Origin of the sequence: Mixta tenebrionis, assembly GCF_006517625.1 — a bacterium.
In the GTDB taxonomy this organism is placed as follows: domain Bacteria; phylum Pseudomonadota; class Gammaproteobacteria; order Enterobacterales; family Enterobacteriaceae; genus Mixta; species Mixta tenebrionis.
The window spans coordinates 355,242-373,178 of the sequence record NZ_VHQI01000001.1 but is presented as its reverse complement, the minus strand read 5'-3'; the positions used below and the strand labels follow the sequence as shown (position 1 = coordinate 373,178).

18 protein-coding genes are annotated in these 17,937 nt (G+C 59.6%); 14 read left to right on the top strand and 4 right to left on the bottom strand.

Features of this window, described 5'->3' with window-relative positions; genetic code table 11:
* Window positions 1–4: 4 nt before the first annotated feature.
* The gene (flgM, locus tag FKM52_RS01710) at window positions 5–304 is read right to left on the bottom strand and encodes a flagellar biosynthesis anti-sigma factor FlgM (protein ID WP_141174468.1); all 300 of its coding nucleotides are present in this window, start codon (window positions 302–304) and stop codon (window positions 5–7) included.
* A gap of 102 nt (window positions 305–406) precedes the next feature.
* Window positions 407–1,066, bottom strand: a complete 660-nt coding sequence (gene flgA / locus FKM52_RS01705; RefSeq protein ID WP_141174467.1) for a flagellar basal body P-ring formation chaperone FlgA — start codon at window positions 1,064–1,066, stop codon at window positions 407–409.
* Between the two features lie 154 nt (window positions 1,067–1,220).
* On the opposite strand from flgA, the gene flgB reads away from it, so the two are divergent.
* From flgB to flgL, 11 genes are all read left to right on the top strand, one after another.
* A complete protein-coding gene (gene flgB, locus FKM52_RS01700) occupies window positions 1,221–1,634 on the top strand; it encodes a flagellar basal body rod protein FlgB (protein WP_141174466.1) in 414 nt (137 codons plus the stop codon).
* Window positions 1,635–1,637: 3 nt separating this feature from the next.
* Window positions 1,638–2,042 carry a flagellar basal body rod protein FlgC gene (gene flgC / locus FKM52_RS01695; RefSeq protein ID WP_141174465.1) on the top strand — a complete coding sequence of 135 codons (405 nt, stop codon included), beginning with the start codon at window positions 1,638–1,640 and terminating at the stop codon, window positions 2,040–2,042.
* 12 nt (window positions 2,043–2,054) lie between these two features.
* Window positions 2,055–2,729, top strand: a complete 675-nt coding sequence (flgD, locus tag FKM52_RS01690) for a flagellar hook assembly protein FlgD (RefSeq protein ID WP_141174464.1) — start codon at window positions 2,055–2,057, stop codon at window positions 2,727–2,729.
* Between the two features lie 30 nt (window positions 2,730–2,759).
* Window positions 2,760–3,959, top strand: a complete 1,200-nt coding sequence (gene flgE / locus FKM52_RS01685) for a flagellar hook protein FlgE (protein WP_141174463.1) — start codon at window positions 2,760–2,762, stop codon at window positions 3,957–3,959.
* Window positions 3,960–3,980: 21 nt separating this feature from the next.
* Window positions 3,981–4,739 (top strand): flagellar basal body rod protein FlgF, encoded by a 759-nt coding sequence (locus tag FKM52_RS01680; RefSeq protein ID WP_141174462.1) that lies wholly within the window; start codon window positions 3,981–3,983, stop codon window positions 4,737–4,739.
* A gap of 17 nt (window positions 4,740–4,756) precedes the next feature.
* Complete coding sequence (gene flgG / locus FKM52_RS01675; protein ID WP_141174461.1) at window positions 4,757–5,539, top strand: flagellar basal-body rod protein FlgG; 783 nt, start codon at window positions 4,757–4,759, stop codon at window positions 5,537–5,539.
* Between the two features lie 77 nt (window positions 5,540–5,616).
* Window positions 5,617–6,321, top strand: coding sequence for a flagellar basal body L-ring protein FlgH (gene flgH, locus FKM52_RS01670; protein ID WP_141174698.1), 705 nt, complete (start codon window positions 5,617–5,619; stop codon window positions 6,319–6,321).
* 9 nt (window positions 6,322–6,330) lie between these two features.
* Entirely contained in the window at window positions 6,331–7,440 is a 1,110-nt protein-coding gene (locus FKM52_RS01665; protein ID WP_141174460.1) for a flagellar basal body P-ring protein FlgI, read from the top strand.
* Entirely contained in the window at window positions 7,440–8,408 is a 969-nt protein-coding gene (gene flgJ, locus FKM52_RS01660; RefSeq protein ID WP_141174459.1) for a flagellar assembly peptidoglycan hydrolase FlgJ, read from the top strand. The genes FKM52_RS01665 and flgJ overlap by 1 nt, the downstream gene beginning before the upstream one ends.
* A gap of 125 nt (window positions 8,409–8,533) precedes the next feature.
* Window positions 8,534–10,171 (top strand): flagellar hook-associated protein FlgK, encoded by a 1,638-nt coding sequence (gene flgK / locus FKM52_RS01655; RefSeq protein ID WP_141174458.1) that lies wholly within the window; start codon window positions 8,534–8,536, stop codon window positions 10,169–10,171.
* 25 nt (window positions 10,172–10,196) lie between these two features.
* The gene (gene flgL / locus FKM52_RS01650; protein WP_141174457.1) at window positions 10,197–11,162 is read left to right on the top strand and encodes a flagellar hook-associated protein FlgL; all 966 of its coding nucleotides are present in this window, start codon (window positions 10,197–10,199) and stop codon (window positions 11,160–11,162) included.
* Between the two features lie 319 nt (window positions 11,163–11,481).
* Here flgL and rne read toward each other — a convergent pair whose 3' ends face one another.
* Window positions 11,482–14,892: a ribonuclease E gene (gene rne, locus FKM52_RS01645; RefSeq protein ID WP_141174456.1), complete on the bottom strand. Its 3,411-nt coding sequence runs from the start codon at window positions 14,890–14,892 to the stop codon at window positions 11,482–11,484.
* Between the two features lie 572 nt (window positions 14,893–15,464).
* Here rne and rluC point away from each other — a divergent pair.
* Complete coding sequence (gene rluC, locus FKM52_RS01640) at window positions 15,465–16,418, top strand: 23S rRNA pseudouridine(955/2504/2580) synthase RluC (RefSeq protein ID WP_141174455.1); 954 nt, start codon at window positions 15,465–15,467, stop codon at window positions 16,416–16,418.
* 52 nt (window positions 16,419–16,470) lie between these two features.
* Here the strand turns inward: rluC and FKM52_RS01635 are convergent, their stop codons facing one another.
* On the bottom strand, window positions 16,471–17,064 hold the full coding sequence (locus tag FKM52_RS01635) for a Maf family protein (RefSeq protein ID WP_141174454.1): 594 nt from the start codon (window positions 17,062–17,064) through the stop codon (window positions 16,471–16,473).
* Window positions 17,065–17,206: 142 nt separating this feature from the next.
* Between FKM52_RS01635 and yceD the strand changes: the two genes are divergently transcribed.
* The gene (yceD, locus tag FKM52_RS01630) at window positions 17,207–17,728 is read left to right on the top strand and encodes a 23S rRNA accumulation protein YceD (RefSeq protein ID WP_141174453.1); all 522 of its coding nucleotides are present in this window, start codon (window positions 17,207–17,209) and stop codon (window positions 17,726–17,728) included.
* Between the two features lie 14 nt (window positions 17,729–17,742).
* Window positions 17,743–17,913 carry a 50S ribosomal protein L32 gene (rpmF, locus tag FKM52_RS01625; protein WP_038626789.1) on the top strand — a complete coding sequence of 57 codons (171 nt, stop codon included), beginning with the start codon at window positions 17,743–17,745 and terminating at the stop codon, window positions 17,911–17,913.
* Window positions 17,914–17,937: the final 24 nt, after the last annotated feature.

The window sequence follows — 17,937 nt, the reverse complement described above, 5'->3', positions numbered from 1 at the left end:
GCGATTATTTATCCTGCAAGTACGATTTCGCTTCCTGAATCAGGGCGTCAGCGATTTTACCGGTATCCATTTTCAGCTCGCCGTTGCGGATGGCGGCCTTCAGCTGCTCGACGCGCGCGCTGTTGATATCCTGGCTGCCTGGCTTCATCAGCTGGGACTGGGCGCCGCTCAGGCTGACCTGGGCCGCTCTGGCCGGCGCGGCAGTGTCGCTGGCCTGACGCGCTTTCGCGCTGCCGCCCTCGCTGCTTTCGCGCGGCTGAACGGTGCTGACGGGCTGCATAGCTTTGGTTTTGTCGATGCTCATGGTCTGGCTCCTGTGGGTTCAGGCGCTGAGGCTGCCTGATGGGCAAAGAGTACAATGTCTGTTGATCCCACTATCGGCAGAACAACATCTATCTTTAGCGCTTTATAGCGATATCAGAATATTCCCATCCGCATCTACGCTGCCGCTGACGATTTGCCCGTTGCCCATTCTCACTCTGACCCGCTGCGTCGCCGTGGCGTTATTCAGCGCCCGTCCTTCGCCGCTGGCGTTAAAACCGTCGCCCTGGGCGATAACCATAACCTGCTGGCCCGCCTTGACCCGCCACGGCTGGCGCACCATCGACAGCGTCAGCGGCTGATCCGGCAGCAGGTCGCGCACGCTGACCGCCGCGACAATCTGCTGCGCATCGAGCACCGCGCGGGCGGGCAGGGTATCGAGCCGCCCCTGTTTGATGCCGAGGTCGGCGGCGCTCAGCGCGCTGCCGCGTGCAATTGGGCGGTTAACCACCACGTAATCGCCGCTGACCTGCACCTCCACCTGTAAATAGCGACGATCGCGCTCGCAGCTGGCCGCCACGCTGATCAATCCCCACAGACGGCTGTTGCCCGGCAGGCTGAACTGCGGCGCGGCGCAGGCGGGCCACTGCGCCTGCGGCGTGCGCACCACGACATTGATGCCTGCCGCATGCAGCGGATCGCGGGCTTTAAAAAACTGGTTCAGCTGCGCGCTGAGATCTTCTGCCCACACCGGCAGCGCCAGCAGCAGCAGCGTCGCCGCCAGCCATCCTTTTATTGTCCGCATCGGTTTACCCCATACTTTTATCTGCCGCAGATTCTACCCGCCTGGCGCCATATTCAAGGCAAAAAATAGCGCCGCTTTTTAGCGCTATTCCGGCGATAGCTTTGCACGCGCCCGATTAAGCTGACAGCTCAAAATTTTCATTTCCGGAGGGAGCATGCTCGACAAACTGGATGCAGCGTTGCAGTTCGGCACCGAGGCGCTGAATCTGCGGGCTCAGCGTCAGGAGATCCTGGCATCCAACATCGCTAACGCCGATACGCCGGGCTATCAGGCGCGGGATATCGATTTCGCCAGCGAGCTTAACCGCGCGCTGGAGAAGGGGCGTGCGCAGGGTACCGGCCTGGAGCTTGCGGTGACGTCGGCACGCCATATTCCTGCGCAAACCGCCACGCCGCCAGCGCTGGATCTGCTTTACCGCATTCCCGATCAGCCGTCGATGGATGGCAACACGGTGGATATGGATCGCGAGCGCACGCAGTTCGCGGATAACAGCCTGAAATATCAAACCGACCTCACGCTCATCAGCAGCCAGATAAAAGGCATGATGACCGTGCTGCAGGGACAATAACCGATGGCACTGCTTAATATTTTTGATATCGCCGGTTCGGCGATGACGGCACAGTCTCAGCGATTAAACGTGGCCGCCAGCAACCTGGCGAACGCCGACAGCGTGACCGGGCCAGACGGTCAGCCTTACGTAGCGAAACAGGTGGTATTCCAGGTGGATGCCGCGCCCGGCCAGGCGACCGGCGGCGTGCGCGTGGCGCAGGTAGTGGAGGATCAAAGCCCGGCGAAGCTGGTGTTCGATCCCGGCAACCCGCTGGCGGACGCTAAAGGCTACGTCAGGATGCCCAACGTCGACGTGGTCAGCGAGACGGTCAACAGTATGGCGGCGTCGCGCAGCTATCAGGCGAACGTCGAGGTGCTGAACACCGTCAAGTCAATGATGATGAAAACCCTGACTATGGGCCAATAACGGAGAACAATCATGGGCATAGCCGTTGGCGTTAATGAAAAGATCAATCCCAGCGTATTAACCAACAGTACGGGCGCCTCAGCCAGCAGCAGCGCATCCGATCTGCAAAGTAACTTTTTGACCCTGCTGGTAACGCAGTTGAAAAACCAGGATCCCACCAATCCGATGGAGAACAACGAGCTGACCACGCAGCTGGCGCAGATCAATACCGTCAGCGGTATTGAGAAGCTGAACACTACGCTGGGCTCGATATCCGGTCAGATCAACAGCAATCAGTCGATGCAGGCGTCCACCCTGATCGGCCACGGCGTAATGGTGCCCGGTACGCAGATCCTGGCGGGCAAGGGGCAGACCACGCCGTTCGGCGTCGATCTGACGCGCGCTTCCACCAGCACCACCGCCACTATTACCGACGGCAGCGGCAAAGTGGTGCGCACCCTCGATCTGGGCGGCCTGACCGCCGGCGTTCATAGTTTCTCATGGGATGGCGTCCTGAGCGACGGCACCACCGCCCCGGACGGCAAATATAACGTCTCGATCGCCGCCAGCGACGGGACAGAACAGCTGGTGGCGCAGCCACTGAACTACGCCTTAGTGAACGGTGTTACCACCGATTCCAGCGGGGCAATTCTTGACCTTGGGACGATGGGCAACACCACGCTCGATAAAATTCGTCAGATTCTCTAAAAACGACACCAATTTATTCAGGAGTGACACATGGGCTTTTCACAAGCGGTCAGCGGCTTAAACGCGGCTTCCAGCAATCTCGACGTTATCGGCAACAACATCTCCAACTCGGCGACGGCGGGCTTTAAATCAAGCACCGTCTCCTTCGCCGATATGTTCGCCGGTTCAAAAGTGGGCATGGGGGTAAAAGTCGCAGGCGTAATCCAGGACTTTAACGACGGCACCACCACCACTACCAGCCGCGGGCTGGACGTGGCGATCAGCCAGCAGGGCTTTTTCCGCATGGCGAACGATAACGGTTCGGTTTACTACAGCCGCAACGGCCAGTTTATGCTGGACGAGAACCGCAATATCGTAAACATGCAGGGCATGAAGCTGACCGGCTATCCGGTAGCGGGTACGCCGCCGACCGTGCAGACCGGCGCCAACCCGGTTGCGCTCAGCGTGCCGACCACCCAGATGACCGCCAGCGCCACCAGCAAAGGCAATCTGGTCGCCAACCTGAACTCTTCAGACAGCGCCAAATCCGACGCCGGCTTCGCCGCTACCGATCCCGCCAGCTATAACGCCAAGTCTTCCATGACCACCTTCGATTCGCTGGGCAACGCCCACACCATCGATCTCTACTTCGTGAAGACGGCGGACAACAGCTGGAGCGTGCATCCGCTTGATTCCAGCACCGGCACCGCGACCGCGCCGTTCGCCATGAGCTTTAACCCGGACGGCATTATGACCAGCGCCGCCAGCCAGACCATCGCCATGGGCGCGCTGAACGGCTCCAACGCGCAGACCTTTACGCTCGATTTTACTAACAGCATGCAGCAGAACACCGGCAGCAACACCTTCGGCAACCCGACGCAGGATGGCTACAAGCCGGGCGACCTGGTGAGCTATCAGATCAATAACGACGGCACCGTGGTCGGCAACTATTCCAACGAGAAATCGCAGGTGCTGGGCCAGATCGTGCTGGCGAACTTCGCCAACGCCGAGGGGCTGAAATCGGAAGGCGACAACGTCTGGTCATCCACCGCCTCCTCTGGCCAGCCGCTGGTTGGCCTTGCCGGGACCGGCAACCTCGGCACCCTCACCGCCGGCGCGCTGGAATCTTCTAACGTCGATCTGAGCAAAGAGCTGGTCAATATGATCGTCGCGCAGCGTAACTATCAGTCCAACGCGCAGACCATCAAAACCCAGGATCAGATCCTCAACACGCTGGTTAACCTGCGTTAATACGCCTGACGGGATAGCGCTATGGATCACGCGATTTACACCGCCATGGGCGCGGCAAGCCAGACGCTCAATATGCAGGCGGTAACGGCCAACAACCTGGCTAATGCTTCCACGCCGGGCTTTCGCGCCCAGCTTAATGCGCTGCGCGCGGTGCCGGTAGAGGGGCTTTCGCTGCCGACGCGCACGCTGGTGACCGCCTCGACGCCCGGCGCCGATATGTCGCAGGGGGCGCTTGATTATACCCAGCGCCCGCTTGACGTGGCGGTGCAGCAGGATGGCTGGCTGGCGGTGCAGACCGCTGACGGCAGCGAGGCCTACACCCGCAACGGCAACATGCAGATCAGCCCCACCGGACAGCTGACTATTCAGGGCAATCCGGTCATGGGCGACGGCGGGCCGATTGCCGTGCCGCAGGGGGCGGAGATCACTATCGCCTCTGACGGCACGCTGACCGCGCTGAATCCGGGCGACGCGCCCAACGCCACGGTGCAGCTGGGGCGCCTGAAACTGGTGAAGGCGACCGGGCAGGAAGTGACGCGCGGCGATGACGGCATGTTCCGTCTGACGCCGGCGGCGCAGGCGCGCTTAGGCGCGGTGCTGCAAAACGACCCGACGGTGCAGGTGATGCCCGGCGTGCTGGAGGGCAGCAACGTTAAGCCGGTAGAAACCATGGTCGATATGATCGCCAACGCCCGCCGCTTCGAGATGCAGATGAAAGTGATCTCCAGCGTCGATGAAAACGAACAACGCGCCAATCAATTGCTCAATATGAGCAGCTAAGGCGAGAGGAAAACAGCATGATCAGCTCCTTATGGATCGCCAAAACCGGCCTTGACGCCCAGCAAACTAATATGGACGTCATCGCCAACAACCTGGCTAACGTCAGTACCAACGGCTTTAAGCGTTCGCGCGCGGTGTTTGAAGATCTGATGTATCAAACCATGCGCCAGCCGGGCGCGCAGTCTTCCGAGCAGACCACGCTGCCGTCCGGTTTACAGATCGGTACCGGCGTGCGTCCGGTAGCGACCGAACGTCTGCATACCCAGGGCAACCTGTCGAAAACCGACAACTCGAAAGATGTGGCGATTAACGGCCAGGGCTTTTTCCAGGTGCAGATGCCGGACGGCACCCTGGCCTATACCCGCGACGGCTCTTTCCAGGTAGACCAGAACGGTCAGCTGGTTACCAACGCCGGTTTTCCGGTACAGCCGGGCATCACCATTCCCGCCAACGCCCTGAACATCTCTGTCGGGCGCGACGGGGTGGTTAGCGTCACTCAGCAGGGCCAGACGCAGCCGGTACAGGTTGGACAGCTAACGCTGAGCACCTTTATCAACGATACCGGGCTGGAGAGCGTCGGCGAGAACCTTTATCGCGAAACCCAGGCTTCCGGCGCCCCTACCGACAGCACGCCGGGCCTGAACGGCGCGGGGCTGCTGTATCAGGGCTATGTGGAAACCTCCAACGTTAACGTGGCGGAAGAGCTGGTCAGCATGATCCAGACGCAGCGCGCCTATGAGATCAACAGTAAAGCCATTACCACCTCCGATCAGATGCTGCAAAAACTGACGCAGGTATAAGGGTAAACGCGCGCCAGCGCAGCGGCGGGGCGCAGGCTCCGCCAACTCAGAGTGAAATAATGAAAGGTATACAGGTCATGGCGAAGCAGTACCTATTGAAGCCTCGACACTGGACGATCGTCGCGCTGGCGATCGCCCTTAACGGTTGCGCGCTGGTCCCCCGTAAACCGCTGGTCGATGGCCCGACAACGGCCCAGCCGATGCCAGCCATGCCGCCGGTGGTAAACGGCTCTATTTTTCAGGGGGTGATGCCGATGAACTACGGCTATCAACCGCTGTTTGAAGATCGTCGTCCGCGCAATATCGGCGACACCCTGACTATCGTATTGCAGGAAAACGTCAGCGCCAGCAAGAGTTCTTCCGCCAACGCCAGCCGCGACGGCAGCGCCAGCATCGGCCTCAATGCCGTACCGCGCGCGCTGGAAGGGCTGCTCGGCGGCGATAAAACCGCGCTGGATGCCTCCGGCAAAAATGATTTCGCCGGCAAAGGCGGCGCCTCCGCCAACAACACCTTTACCGGCACCATTACGGTTACCGTTAATCAGGTGCTGCCGAACGGCAACCTGAACGTGGTCGGTGAGAAACAGATCGAGATTAACCAGGGCACCGAATTTATTCGCTTCTCTGGCGTGGTCAACCCGCGCACCATCAGCGGCAGCAACACCGTGGTGTCAACCCAGGTGGCCGATGCCCGCATTGAGTATGTCGGCAACGGTTATATTAATGAAGCGCAGAACATGGGTTGGCTGCAGCGCTTCTTCCTGAACATCTCACCGATGTAAGAGGCTTTTATGTCACAGTCACGCATTATTCACTTCGCGCTCGCGCTGCTGCTGTCAGGCGTCAGCGCCTTTGCCAGCGCCGACCGCATCCGCGATCTCACCACGGTTCAGGGCGTGCGCGATAACCAGCTGATCGGCTACGGTCTGGTAGTGGGCCTCGACGGTACCGGCGACCAGACGGCGCAGACGCCTTTTACCACCCAGTCGTTGAACAACATGCTGTCGCAGCTCGGCATTACCGTGCCGACCGGCACCAATATGCAGCTGAAAAATGTAGCGGCGGTGATGGTGACCGCCAACCTGCCCGCCTTTGGCCGCCAGGGACAGCAGATCGACATAGTGGTTTCCTCGCTGGGCAACGCCAAAAGCCTGCGCGGCGGTACGCTGCTGATGACGCCGCTGAAGGGCGTCGATAACCAGGTCTATGCGCTGGCGCAGGGCAATATTTTAGTCGGCGGCGCGGGCGCGTCGGCAGGCGGCTCCAGCGTGCAGGTTAACCAGCTGAACGGCGGACGCATTACCGGCGGCGCCACTATCGAACGCGAAATTCAGAGTAACTTCGGCAGCCAGGGCACGCTGAACCTGCAGCTGAACGAGGAAGATTTCAGCATGGCGCAGCGTATCAGCGATGCGATTAACGGGCGCGGCTACGGCTCGGCAATGCCGCTTGATGCCCTTACCGTTCAGGTGCGCGTGCCGATGAATAACAGCTCGCAGGTGCGTCTGCTGGCCGATATCCAGAATATCGATGTCGCGGTGCCGGTGCAGGATGCCAAAGTGATTATCAACTCACGTACCGGCTCGGTGGTAATGAACCGTGAAGTGTCGCTCAGCTCCTGTGCGGTGGCGCAGGGCAACCTGTCGGTCACGGTTAACCAGCAGCAGAACGTCAGCCAGCCGAACACGCCGCTGGCGGGCGGACAGACGGTGGTGACGCCGCAAACCCAGATCGATCTGCGTCAGGAGGGCGGCGCGCTGCAACGCGTCAACGCCAGCGCCAACCTGAACAGCGTGGTGCGGGCGCTGAACGCGCTCGGCGCGACGCCGATGGATCTGATGTCCATTCTTCAGTCAATGCAGAGCGCCGGCTGCCTGCGCGCCAAACTGGAAATCATCTGATGAACGAGACGCGATCGGTAACGGGCGCCGCCTGGGACAGCCAGGCGCTCAACGACCTGAAACGCCAGGCGGGCGGCGATCCGCAGGGCAAGGCGCTGCAGGTGGCGAAACAGGTGGAAGGCATGTTCGTGCAGATGATGCTGAAAAGCATGCGTCAGGCGCTGCCGCAGGATGGCCTGTTAAGCACCGAACAGTCGCGCATGTTTACCTCAATGTATGACCAGCAAATTGCGCAGGAGATAGGCAATAAAGGGCTGGGGCTGGCGGATACCATCGTCAAACAGATGATGCCCGCCCAGGCGCCCGACGAGCGCGCCGGCAGCGTGCCGATGCCGCTCGATCGCGCGGTGATTATCAATACCCTGGCGCCGAAGCAGCGGGAGCAGATGCAGACGCAAATGGTGCAGCTGGTGCAGCGCGCGCTGCCGAAACTGCCGCAGCCTACCGAAAGCGCGCCGCTCAGCGGCGACAGCGGCGATTTTATCGCTCAACTGATGCAGCCCGCGCAGCAGGCGAGCGCGCAGAGCGGCATTCCGCATCAGCTGATCCTCGCCCAGGCGGCGCTGGAGTCGGGCTGGGGACAACGCCAGATCCTGACGCCGGAGGGCAAGCCGAGCTACAACCTGTTTGGCATCAAGGCCACCGGCAGCTGGCAGGGCAAAACCACTGAAATCACCACCACCGAATATGAAAACGGCGTGGCGAAAAAGGTGAAGGCGGCGTTTCGCGTCTATGACTCTTACCTCGATGCGCTAACCGACTACGTCAGCCTGCTGAGCAAGAATCCCCGCTATGCGGCGGTGAAGGGTGCGAGAAGCGCGGAAGAGGGCGCGCACGCCTTACAGGCGGCGGGCTACGCCACCGATCCTAAATACGCCAAAAAGCTGGTGGGAATGATCCAGCAGTTTAAACACCTCGGTGAAAAAGTCGTTAAAGCCTACGGCAAGGATATGGGCGATCTGTTCTGATTTTTTACTCAAGTTTCACTTAAGCACGCCGATAACCACAGCAGGCCAGAGAGCGCGTAAGCGCGCCTCTGGCGCCTGATTCGTTGACTGCCGCCCGGCGCGTGACCGGGGCAAAAGGAACCGACATGTCCAGCTTAATTAACTCCGCAACGAGCGGACTGAGCGCCGCGCAGGCTGCGCTGAATACCACCAGTAATAACATCAACAATTACAACGTGGCGGGCTATTCGCGTCAGACGGCGGAGATCGCCTCGCTGCCCAGCACCCTGCGCGGCGGCAGCTACTATGGCAATGGCGTTACTATCAGCGGCGTCCATCGCGAATATGATGAGTTTATTACCGGCCAGCTGCGCAGCGCCTCCGCGCTTAACAGCGGGATAACCTCGCAGTATAACCAGATCTCCAATATTGACGATCTGATGTCCGGCGCATCCAATAGCCTGTCGGGCACGCTGTCAGGCTTCTTCACCACCGTGCAGAACGTGGTAAGCAACGCGGACGATCCCTCCGCGCGTCAGACGCTGCTGGGTAAAGCGGCAGGCCTGGTTAACCAGTTTAAGGTGACCGATCAATATCTGCGCAATATGGACGCCAGCGTCAACGGCAGCCTGGCCTCTTCCGTTCAGCAGATCAACAGCTACAGCAGCCAGATCGCTAATCTGAATACCCAGATCGGCAAGCTGCAGGCGGCGGGCGCGGGCGCCGATCCCAACAGCCTGCTGGATCAGCGCGATGCGCTGGTTAACCAGTTAAACGATCTGGTGGGCGTGAATGTCTCAAAGCAGGACGGCAGCTACATCGTCTCAATGTCCAACGGTCTGACGCTGGTCAACGGCTCCGACAGTAATCAGCTGGTAGCGATGGCCTCCAGCAGCGATCCGGCGCGCACCACTATCGGCTATGTCGATAAAACCGCCGGCAACGTCGAGATCCCGGAGAGCCTGATTAGCAATGGCTCGCTGGGCGGCCTGCTGAAGTTCCGCAATGAAGATCTCGATGCGGCGCGCAACAAGCTGAACCAGCTGGCGCTCAACTTTGCCGACAGCTTCAATACCCAGCATAAAGCGGGCTATGACAGCGAAGGCAAGGCGGGCGTCGATTTCTTCTCGGTTGGCGGCCCGGCGGTGGTCGGCAACGGTAAAAACGGCTCTGCCGTTACCCTGGCCGCCAGCTGGAGCGATGCCAGCAAAGCGCAGGCCACCGACTATAAAGTGACCTGGGACGGCAACAGCTGGAATGTGAAACGGCTGGCGGACAATACCAGCGTCAGCGCGACGCTGGACGGCAACGGCAGGCTCAATTTCGATGGTCTGCAGCTGACGCCCTCCGGCACGCCTGCCGCCAACGACAGTTTCGTGGTGAAGCCGGTCAGCAACGCCATCGTTAATATGGGCGTGGCGATTAGCAGTGAAACGCAGATTGCCGCCGCCTCGGCGCCGGATGGCGCAAGCGATAACCGCAACGCCCAGAGCCTGCTCGATTTGCAGAGCAAGGATCTGGTGAACGGCAATGCCACCCTGGCGCAGGCTTATGCCAGCCTGGTCAGCGATATCGGTAACAAAACCAGTACGCTGAAAACCACCAGCGACACGCAAAGCAATGTGGTGAAACAGCTTACCGAGCGCCAGCAGTCGGTTTCCGGCGTCAACCTTGATGAAGAGTATGTCAACCTGCAGCGTTACCAGCAGTATTACATGGCAAACGCCCAGGTTTTACAGACGGCGTCGGCGATCTTTGACGCCCTGATCGGCATTCGTGGCTAACTGAACTGATAAAGGAATAATCACCATGCGACTCAGCACCAGCATGATGTATGACCAGCAGCTGCGCGGCGTTACCAACGCGCAGTCGGGCTGGCTGAAGGCGGGCGAGCAGCTCTCCACCGGCAAACGGGTCATTAATCCGTCAGACGATCCGCTGGCGGCGGCGCAGGCGGTGGTGCTCTCTCAGGCGCAGGCGGAAAACAGCCAGTACAAGCTGGCGCGCACTTTCGCCAACCAGAGCGTCTCGCTGGAAGAGAGCGTTTTACAGAACGTGACCACCACCGTACAGAGCGCGCAATCGCTGATCGTGGCGGCGGGCAACGGCTCGCTTTCCGACGATGACCGCGCTTCCTATGCGACGCAGCTGGAAGGCGTGCGCGCCCAGCTGATGAACCTGGCGAACAGCACCGACGGCAACGGGCGCTATATTTTCGCCGGCTACCAGAGCGACAGAGCGCCTTTTACCGAAGATGCTAACGGCAGCGTGGTTTATAACGGCGGCGCTAACGCTATTACGCAGAAGGTGGATACCAGCCGCACCATGACCACCAGCCATACCGGCGAGCAGGTTTTCCTCTCGCTGACCGGCAACGCGGTAAAAGAGCCGAATAACGGCATCAGCGAGAAGAATATTTTTACCACCCTGGATACGGCGATCGATGCGCTGAAACAGCCGATTCAGAACGGCGACGACGCGGCGAAAGCCGCCTCAAAGGATGCGCTGGATAAAACCACGCGCGGCCTGAGCAATTCGCTGAACAACATTCTTGCGGTGCGCTCCGAGCTGGGCACCCAGCTGGATGAACTGGATAAGCTCGATAGCCTGGGCGAAGATCGCAGCACGCTACAGGCCTCTAAAATGAGTTCGCTGGTAGATGTCGACTATGCCCGCGCCATCTCCAGCTATGTGATGCAGCAGTCGGCGCTGCAGGCTTCCTATAAGACCTTCAGCGATATGTCGCAGATGTCATTGTTTCAGATGAACCGTTAATTCTTTCTTTTTTGAACGTGCTTAACCGGGCGCGTTCAGTTTTACCCGCCGCGATGGCTTATCGTCGCTGGCGGGTTTTTTTTGCCCGCTATGCGGCGCAGGTTAGCCGGAACGGTAAAAATCCAGCCCTGCTGGACGTCGGCATTGATTGCGCGGTAAGGATCGCCGCCCTTCGGAAAAGAACGTTCTGTGACTGCTGTAAGCGGTCAATCTAAAGACAATAAGGCGGGATCTGACGGTTGATAGCCACAGGAAATGGTTTTCAGCAGGCAATAAAAAACCCCGGCCAGGCCGGGGTTGATGCTGTACTGCGAGAGGCTCAGGGGCGGGTAGCCGGAGCCGTCGCCTGATGAGTGGCGCTGTGTCCACCGGCGGCGCCTTTGCCTTCAAAGTGGAACGGCGGGCGCTCCCAGCTGCTGTGGCGCGGCGCTTCAGGCTGCCATGCCGGAGCCGGCGCTTTGGTCATCGGCGCGCTGGCGTGGTGCTTGCCGGACATCACCGAAGCGCGTGCCTCGTCCTGTGATGCGACAGGCTGCCGGCTTGCTGCTTCTGCTACCGGCGCAGGCTGCGGTTGTTCAACCTCAACTGCGGCAGGCGCTTCGTCACGAGCGGCAACCGGCGCATGCGGTTCGCTGACCGGCAGCGTCGCCTGCGGTTCGATCGCCGGCGCGTTCAGTACCTGCTCAACCTGAGCGGCGGTTTCGGCGCTAACGTCGGCGGCGCTTTGAACAGCAATCTCTGCGGCCTGCTGCGCCTCTGGTACAGCGGTGCGCGCCTCAGCTTCAGCTACAGGCTGCGGCTCCACAATCTGCGAAACGGCGGCCGGTTTCGGCTGGGTTTCAACATCTTCGTCGACCGCCTTAGCCGGTTCAGCCTGCGCGGCGACATGCTCTGCGCGGGCTTCTGCAGCGGCAGGAATGACCGAAGGCTGTTGATTAACCGGCACCTCGATGGCGGAAGCGTCATGCGTATCCACTGGCGTAACCGGCGCACTGAACTGCTGCGGCTCAGCCTGCTGCACTACCTGTTCCGCTGCCGGCTCGATAACGGCTTCGCTGGCGGCAATCGGCAGCGCGACGGCGACGTGCTCTTCGCGGCTCTGTTCCGACGCCTCTTTCAGCTCCTCGTTATTGAGGTGGTTAGCCTGGGCGACCGGATAACGCACCCAGACTTTACCGGAGGCCATTTCCGGCGACGCGGCGCCAGAGGCGAGCGGCATCGGCGACTGTGACGGATAGCGTTCGTCGCGGTAGCGACGGCGGCGCTGACCGCTGACGCGCAGATGACGCGGAGAACGGCGTGAACGGCGCGGCATATTGCCGCTATCGCGATTTTCCTGCTCTTCCGATTCGTCTGCCTGTGCCTCAGTCGGCTGCGGCGCTTCAACCGGCGCGGCGGCAGCTTTCGCATCCTCAGCGGCGGGCTGTGCGACAGCCGGCGCGATCTCTTCCGCCGGCGCGGTTTCCGCGCTTTCGATACGCACTTTCTGCGCCAGCTGACGCGGCTTACGGCGCGGCATTACCTGAACGCGCTCTTCCGCTACGCTCTCTTCGCTTTCCGTCGGCGCGGCGGCCAGCTGCTCTTGTTCCTGCTGAGCGGCGGCTTTCGCGGCTTCCTGCTGTTGACGACGCTCTTCCTGACGGCGACGCTGGCGTTCGGCGCGCTGTTCGCGGCGCTGTTGCTGCTGCTCTTCGCGCTGCGCGCGCGCTTCGTCGGTCAGAGTGGTTTGACGCTCGTCGCGTACTTCGGCGTTCGGCTGCTGGCGCTTATTGCGACGCGGCTCTTCGCGCGTTTCGCGCGCCTGCTGCGGCGCTGCCGCTTCAGCGTTACGATCGCGGTTGCGGTCACGACGATTATTGTTGCCGCGACGGTTATTGTTGGCGTTGCGACGCTCACGCTGCTGCGTGGCTGTTTCGTCGTTCTGCTTCGCTTCCTGCGGTTTTTCCGCAGCGGCAGGCGCGGCGGATTCCCCGGCAAACAGTTTTTTCAGGCCGCCAAGCAGGCGCCCGATAATACCGCCGGCGGCGGCAGGCGCGGCGGCTTGCGCGGCGACCGGCTGCTGGGCCGGAGCTTTCGCTTTCGGCTCGCTGACGGCAGGGCTTTCCTGCGGCGCCGGCGGCGTATCCGGCATCACAAAAGCGGCGAGGGCCGGCTGCTCAGGGCGACGGCGTTCGGCGTGCTCATCTTCCGACGGCAGCGCCATTTCCGCTTCGTGCAGTTTCGGCAGATGGTAGCTCAGGGTCTGCGTCTCTTCGCCGCTGCGTACGCGCAGCACCGAGTAGTGCGGGGTTTCCATCTGATCGTTCGGTACGATAATCGCTTTTACGCCGCCCTGACGTTTTTCGATGGCGCTGACGGCGTCACGTTTTTCGTTAAGCAGATAGGAGGCGATCGGCACCGGCACGATAGCATGGACTTCTTTGGTATTCTCTTTCAGCGCTTCTTCTTCAATCAAACGCAGAATAGAGAGCGACAGCGATTCGTTATCGCGTACGGTGCCGGTGCCGCTACAGCGCGGGCAGACGTGATGACTGGATTCGCCCAGCGACGGGCTGAGGCGCTGACGCGACATCTCCAGCAGGCCGAAGCGCGAAATATGGCTAATCTGAATACGGGCGCGATCCTGACGCACCGCCTCGCGCAGGCGGTTTTCTACCGCGCGCTGGTGACGTACCGGCGTCATATCGATAAAGTCGATAACGATCAGGCCGCCGAGATCGCGCAGGCGCAGCTGGCGCGCAATCTCATCGGCCGCTTCGAGGTTGGTGTTAAACGCCGTCTCTTCGATATCGCCGCCGCGCGTGGCGCGCGCCGAGTTGATATCGATAGCGGTCAGGGCCTCGGTAGAGTCGATAACAATGGAGCCGCCGGACGGCAGGCGCACTTCGCGCTGGAAGGCGGATTCGATCTGCGATTCGATCTGATAATGGCTGAACAGCGGGATCTCGCCGGTGTAGAGCTTAATTTTGCTGCTGAAGTCGGGACGGCCCAGCGCGGCGATATGCTGACGCGCCAGCTCCAGCACTTTAGGGTTATCAATCAGGATTTCGCCGATATCGGGGCGCAGATAGTCGCGGAAGGCGCGTACGATCACGTTACTTTCCTGATGGATCAGGAAGGGCGCGGGGCGGTTTTCCGCCGCTTTTTTAATCGCCTCCCAGTGCTTCAGGCGGAAGCTGAGATCCCACTGCAGCGCCTCGGCGGATTTACCGACGCCAGCGGTACGTACGATTAAGCCCATGCCTTCCGGCAGCTCAAGCGAGGAGAGCGCCTCTTTCAGCTCGGTGCGATCGTCGCCTTCGATACGGCGGGAGATACCGCCAGCGCGCGGGTTGTTCGGCATCAGCACCAGATAGCTGCCGGCCAGGCTGATAAAGGTGGTCAGGGCCGCGCCTTTGTTGCCGCGCTCTTCTTTATCGATCTGAACAATAACTTCCTGGCCTTCGCGCAGAACATCTTTAATGTTGGGACGGCCGTGCGCGCTGTAGCTGGCGGGGAAATACTCGCGGGAAATTTCTTTTAACGGAAGGAAACCGTGTCGTTCGGCGCCGTAATCAACAAAAGCCGCTTCCAGGCTGGGTTCTATGCGGGTGATCTTTCCTTTATAGATGTTGGCCTTTTTCTGCTCGTGTCCGGGGCTTTCGATATCCAGATCGTACAGACGCTGTCCATCCACAAGCGCAACACGCAACTCCTCCTGTTGAGTTGCGTTTATTAACATTCTCTTCATCGTAACGTACTCGTTATTCTTACGTGAGTGACTAAGCTACGGGCTAAGTAACACTGGACGAAGAATAACCGACGGCCCCGTGTCTTATCGCGTCAGCGTCAACCTCACGGTTGTCGGTCGCTCAAGGGGCGCAAAAATCTCGGCAGCCTGTTTTTATGAGGAAAAACAGCGCTCGGATGAGGGAACCGCCACTGAATTTACCAGAGAGAGTCAATCCCGTCTTATCGTCCAGGCTGCAACCCGCAGCCCGCTAAATGCCTGATGCCACAATACGTCTTACGCCATTGCTGCGTGTATGTGCTATCCGGCAAAATTTCTTAATTCGCTAATTATGATTTCCTGTTGGTGAGCCGCCAGGAAACCGCGCCATTATTCCATTGCTAACCTTGTTATAGCAAGGTGACTTTTCATTACTGATAAACTTTCTTGCTGTTTTAGGCCTTCATTTTGCAGGCTTTTTCACCAGCCCGGTTTAAAAGTATAAAACAGACGCTGAAATTAGCGATACGCTGTCAGTTAAGCACAGAAAAAGAGGTGGCGCTATTATCTGCCACTCATTAGAATCGCCACCCATGAATATGAACACGCCAGCAGTACGAATTGTCGCCATCTCCGCCGATGAAGCGGGGCAGCGCATCGATAATTTTCTTCGCACGCAGCTTAAAGGCGTGCCGAAAAGCATGATTTATCGCATTTTGCGTAAGGGTGAAGTGCGAGTGAACAAAAAACGCATTAAACCTGAGTACAAGCTGGCCGCCGGCGACGAAGTGCGCATTCCGCCGGTGCGCGTGGCGGAGCGTGAAGAAGAGGCGATTTCGCCGAAGCTTGAGCGCGTCGCCAGCCTGACGGACGCCATCCTGTATGAGGATGACTATATTCTGGTGCTGAACAAGCCTTCCGGCACCGCCGTACACGGCGGCAGCGGATTGAGCTTTGGCGTAATTGAAGGGCTGCGGGCGCTGCGCCCGGAAGCGCGCTTCCTTGAACTGGTGCATCGTCTCGATCGCGATACCTCCGGCATTTTGCTGGTGGCGAAAAAACGCTCCGCGCTGCGCTCGCTGCATGAGCAGCTGCGCGAGAAGGGAATGCAGAAGGATTACCTGGCGCTGGTGCGCGGGCAGTGGCCGTCGCATCTGAAATCGGTGCAGGCGCCGCTGCTGAAAAATATCCTCCAGAGCGGCGAGCGCGTGGTACGCGTCAGCAGCGAAGGCAAGCCCTCTGAAACGCGCTTTAAGGTGGAAGAGCGCTATGCGCAGGCGACGCTGGTGAAGGCCAGTCCGGTAACCGGGCGCACCCATCAGATTCGCGTCCATACGCTGCACGCCGGACATCCCATCGCCTTTGACGATCGCTACGGCGAACGCGAATTTGACCGGCAGCTTGCCGCTACCGGCCTGCGTCGCCTGTTCCTGCACGCGGCGGCTCTGGCCTTCACCCATCCGCACAGCGGCGACAGAATGCGTCTGGAAGCGCCGCTGGATGATGAGCTTAAACGCTGCCTGGCCGTCCTGCGCCAGCAGAAATAATCCCGTCAGGCGCCTCACCAAAGTGGGGCGCACGCTTTTGGGGCTTGCGGGTTTAGTTTCGCGCCGCCGTTAAAGGATTGATGCCCACCTCACGCAGCAGCTCGCCAAGAGCGATCAGCGGCAGTCCTACCAGCGTATTAGGATCGCGCCCCTCCAGGTGCGTAAAGAGCGTAATCCCCAGGCCTTCGCTTTTAAAGCTGCCTGCGCACTGCAGCGGCTGCTCTAAAGCAACGTAGGCGCTGATTTCCGCTGCGCTTAACTTACGAAAACCGACGTTGAAAGGCTCCACCAGCGATAAGGCGCGCTTCTGCGCCGCGCAACAGAGCGCCAGGCCGGTATAAAAGGTGATGGTTTTACCGCTGGCGGCGCGCAGCTGAGCGCGGGCGTTTTCCTCGGTGTGCGGCTTACCGGTTATTTTCCCCTCCAGCACGCATACCTGATCGGAACCGATAATCCAGCTGTTCGGATAGCGCTCGCCCAGCGCCTGCGCCTTGGCGCGCGCCAGCCGCTCAACCAGCTGCGGCGCCGTTTCGCCTGCGTAAGGCGTTTCATCCACCTCCGGCGCAATGCTAATAAAAGGCAGGCCTAATTTATTAAGCAGCGCCTGACGAAATAATGAAGTCGAAGCTAAAATAAGCTGTGGCATAAATTTTCAGTTAAAATATAGCGGATCGGAAGCAGACATTTTAAACTGTGCGCCGCACTGGATGCGAATATCAGGTGAAAGATGCTGTTTAACGGCCTTTTTCTTTGACTCTCTGTCGTTACAAAGTTAATATGCGCGCCCTATGCAAAAGGTAAAATTACCCCTGACTATCGATGCGGTTCGCGCCGCGCAAAAGCGCCTTGATTATGCGGGCGTCTACACACCTGAACAGGTGGAGCGCGTAGCCGATTCTGTAGCCAGTGTGGACAGTGATGTGCAATGCGTTATGTCGTTTGCCGTTGATAACCAGCGTTTAGCCGTTTTGAAAGGCACGGCGGACGTTAGCGTCACGTTGAATTGCCAGCGCTGCAACAAGCCATTTGCACATCAGGTTCACGTAACATATTGCTTCAGCCCTGTTGCAGATGATGCGCAGGCGGAAGCGTTACCGGAGGCCTACGAGCCGGTCGACGTCAACGATTTCGGTGAAATCGATCTGCTGGCGCTGGTGGAGGATGAAATTATCCTCGCCCTGCCTGTAGTTCCGGTGCATGATTCTGAACACTGTGAAGTGTCCGACGCGGACATGGTCTTTGGCAAACTGCCTGAAGAGGCGGAAAAACCAAACCCATTCGCCGTATTAGCCAGTTTAAAGCGTAAGTAATAGGAGTAAGGTCCATGGCCGTACAACAGAATAAACCAACCCGTTCCAAACGTGGCATGCGTCGTTCTCACGATGCGCTGACCACTTCCACTCTGTCCGTAGATAAAGTTTCTGGCGAAACGCATCTGCGTCACCACATCACTGCGGATGGCTACTACCGCGGTCGCAAGGTCATCGTTAAGTAATTCTTGCGGCAACGCAAGGCGCTA

Excerpts from the sequence above, each read along its gene's own strand:
- FKM52_RS01665 (WP_141174460.1), top strand. The coding sequence starts at position 6,331 with ATGTCACAGTCACGCATTATTCACTTCGCGCTCGCGCTGCTGCTGTCA.
- flgE (WP_141174463.1), top strand. The coding sequence starts at position 2,760 with ATGGGCTTTTCACAAGCGGTCAGCGGCTTAAACGCGGCTTCCAGCAAT.
- rluC (WP_141174455.1), top strand. The coding sequence starts at position 15,465 with ATGAATATGAACACGCCAGCAGTACGAATTGTCGCCATCTCCGCCGAT.
- rpmF (WP_038626789.1), top strand. The coding sequence starts at position 17,743 with ATGGCCGTACAACAGAATAAACCAACCCGTTCCAAACGTGGCATGCGT.
- flgJ (WP_141174459.1), top strand. The coding sequence starts at position 7,440 with ATGAACGAGACGCGATCGGTAACGGGCGCCGCCTGGGACAGCCAGGCG.
- flgG (WP_141174461.1), top strand. The coding sequence starts at position 4,757 with ATGATCAGCTCCTTATGGATCGCCAAAACCGGCCTTGACGCCCAGCAA.
- FKM52_RS01680 (WP_141174462.1), top strand. The coding sequence starts at position 3,981 with ATGGATCACGCGATTTACACCGCCATGGGCGCGGCAAGCCAGACGCTC.
- FKM52_RS01635 (WP_141174454.1), bottom strand. The coding sequence starts at position 17,064 with ATGCCACAGCTTATTTTAGCTTCGACTTCATTATTTCGTCAGGCGCTG.
- yceD (WP_141174453.1), top strand. The coding sequence starts at position 17,207 with ATGCAAAAGGTAAAATTACCCCTGACTATCGATGCGGTTCGCGCCGCG.
- flgA (WP_141174467.1), bottom strand. The coding sequence starts at position 1,066 with ATGCGGACAATAAAAGGATGGCTGGCGGCGACGCTGCTGCTGCTGGCG.
- flgD (WP_141174464.1), top strand. The coding sequence starts at position 2,055 with ATGGGCATAGCCGTTGGCGTTAATGAAAAGATCAATCCCAGCGTATTA.
- rne (WP_141174456.1), bottom strand. The coding sequence starts at position 14,892 with ATGAAGAGAATGTTAATAAACGCAACTCAACAGGAGGAGTTGCGTGTT.
- flgL (WP_141174457.1), top strand. The coding sequence starts at position 10,197 with ATGCGACTCAGCACCAGCATGATGTATGACCAGCAGCTGCGCGGCGTT.
- flgC (WP_141174465.1), top strand. The coding sequence starts at position 1,638 with ATGGCACTGCTTAATATTTTTGATATCGCCGGTTCGGCGATGACGGCA.
- flgM (WP_141174468.1), bottom strand. The coding sequence starts at position 304 with ATGAGCATCGACAAAACCAAAGCTATGCAGCCCGTCAGCACCGTTCAG.
- flgH (WP_141174698.1), top strand. The coding sequence starts at position 5,617 with ATGGCGAAGCAGTACCTATTGAAGCCTCGACACTGGACGATCGTCGCG.
- flgB (WP_141174466.1), top strand. The coding sequence starts at position 1,221 with ATGCTCGACAAACTGGATGCAGCGTTGCAGTTCGGCACCGAGGCGCTG.
- flgK (WP_141174458.1), top strand. The coding sequence starts at position 8,534 with ATGTCCAGCTTAATTAACTCCGCAACGAGCGGACTGAGCGCCGCGCAG.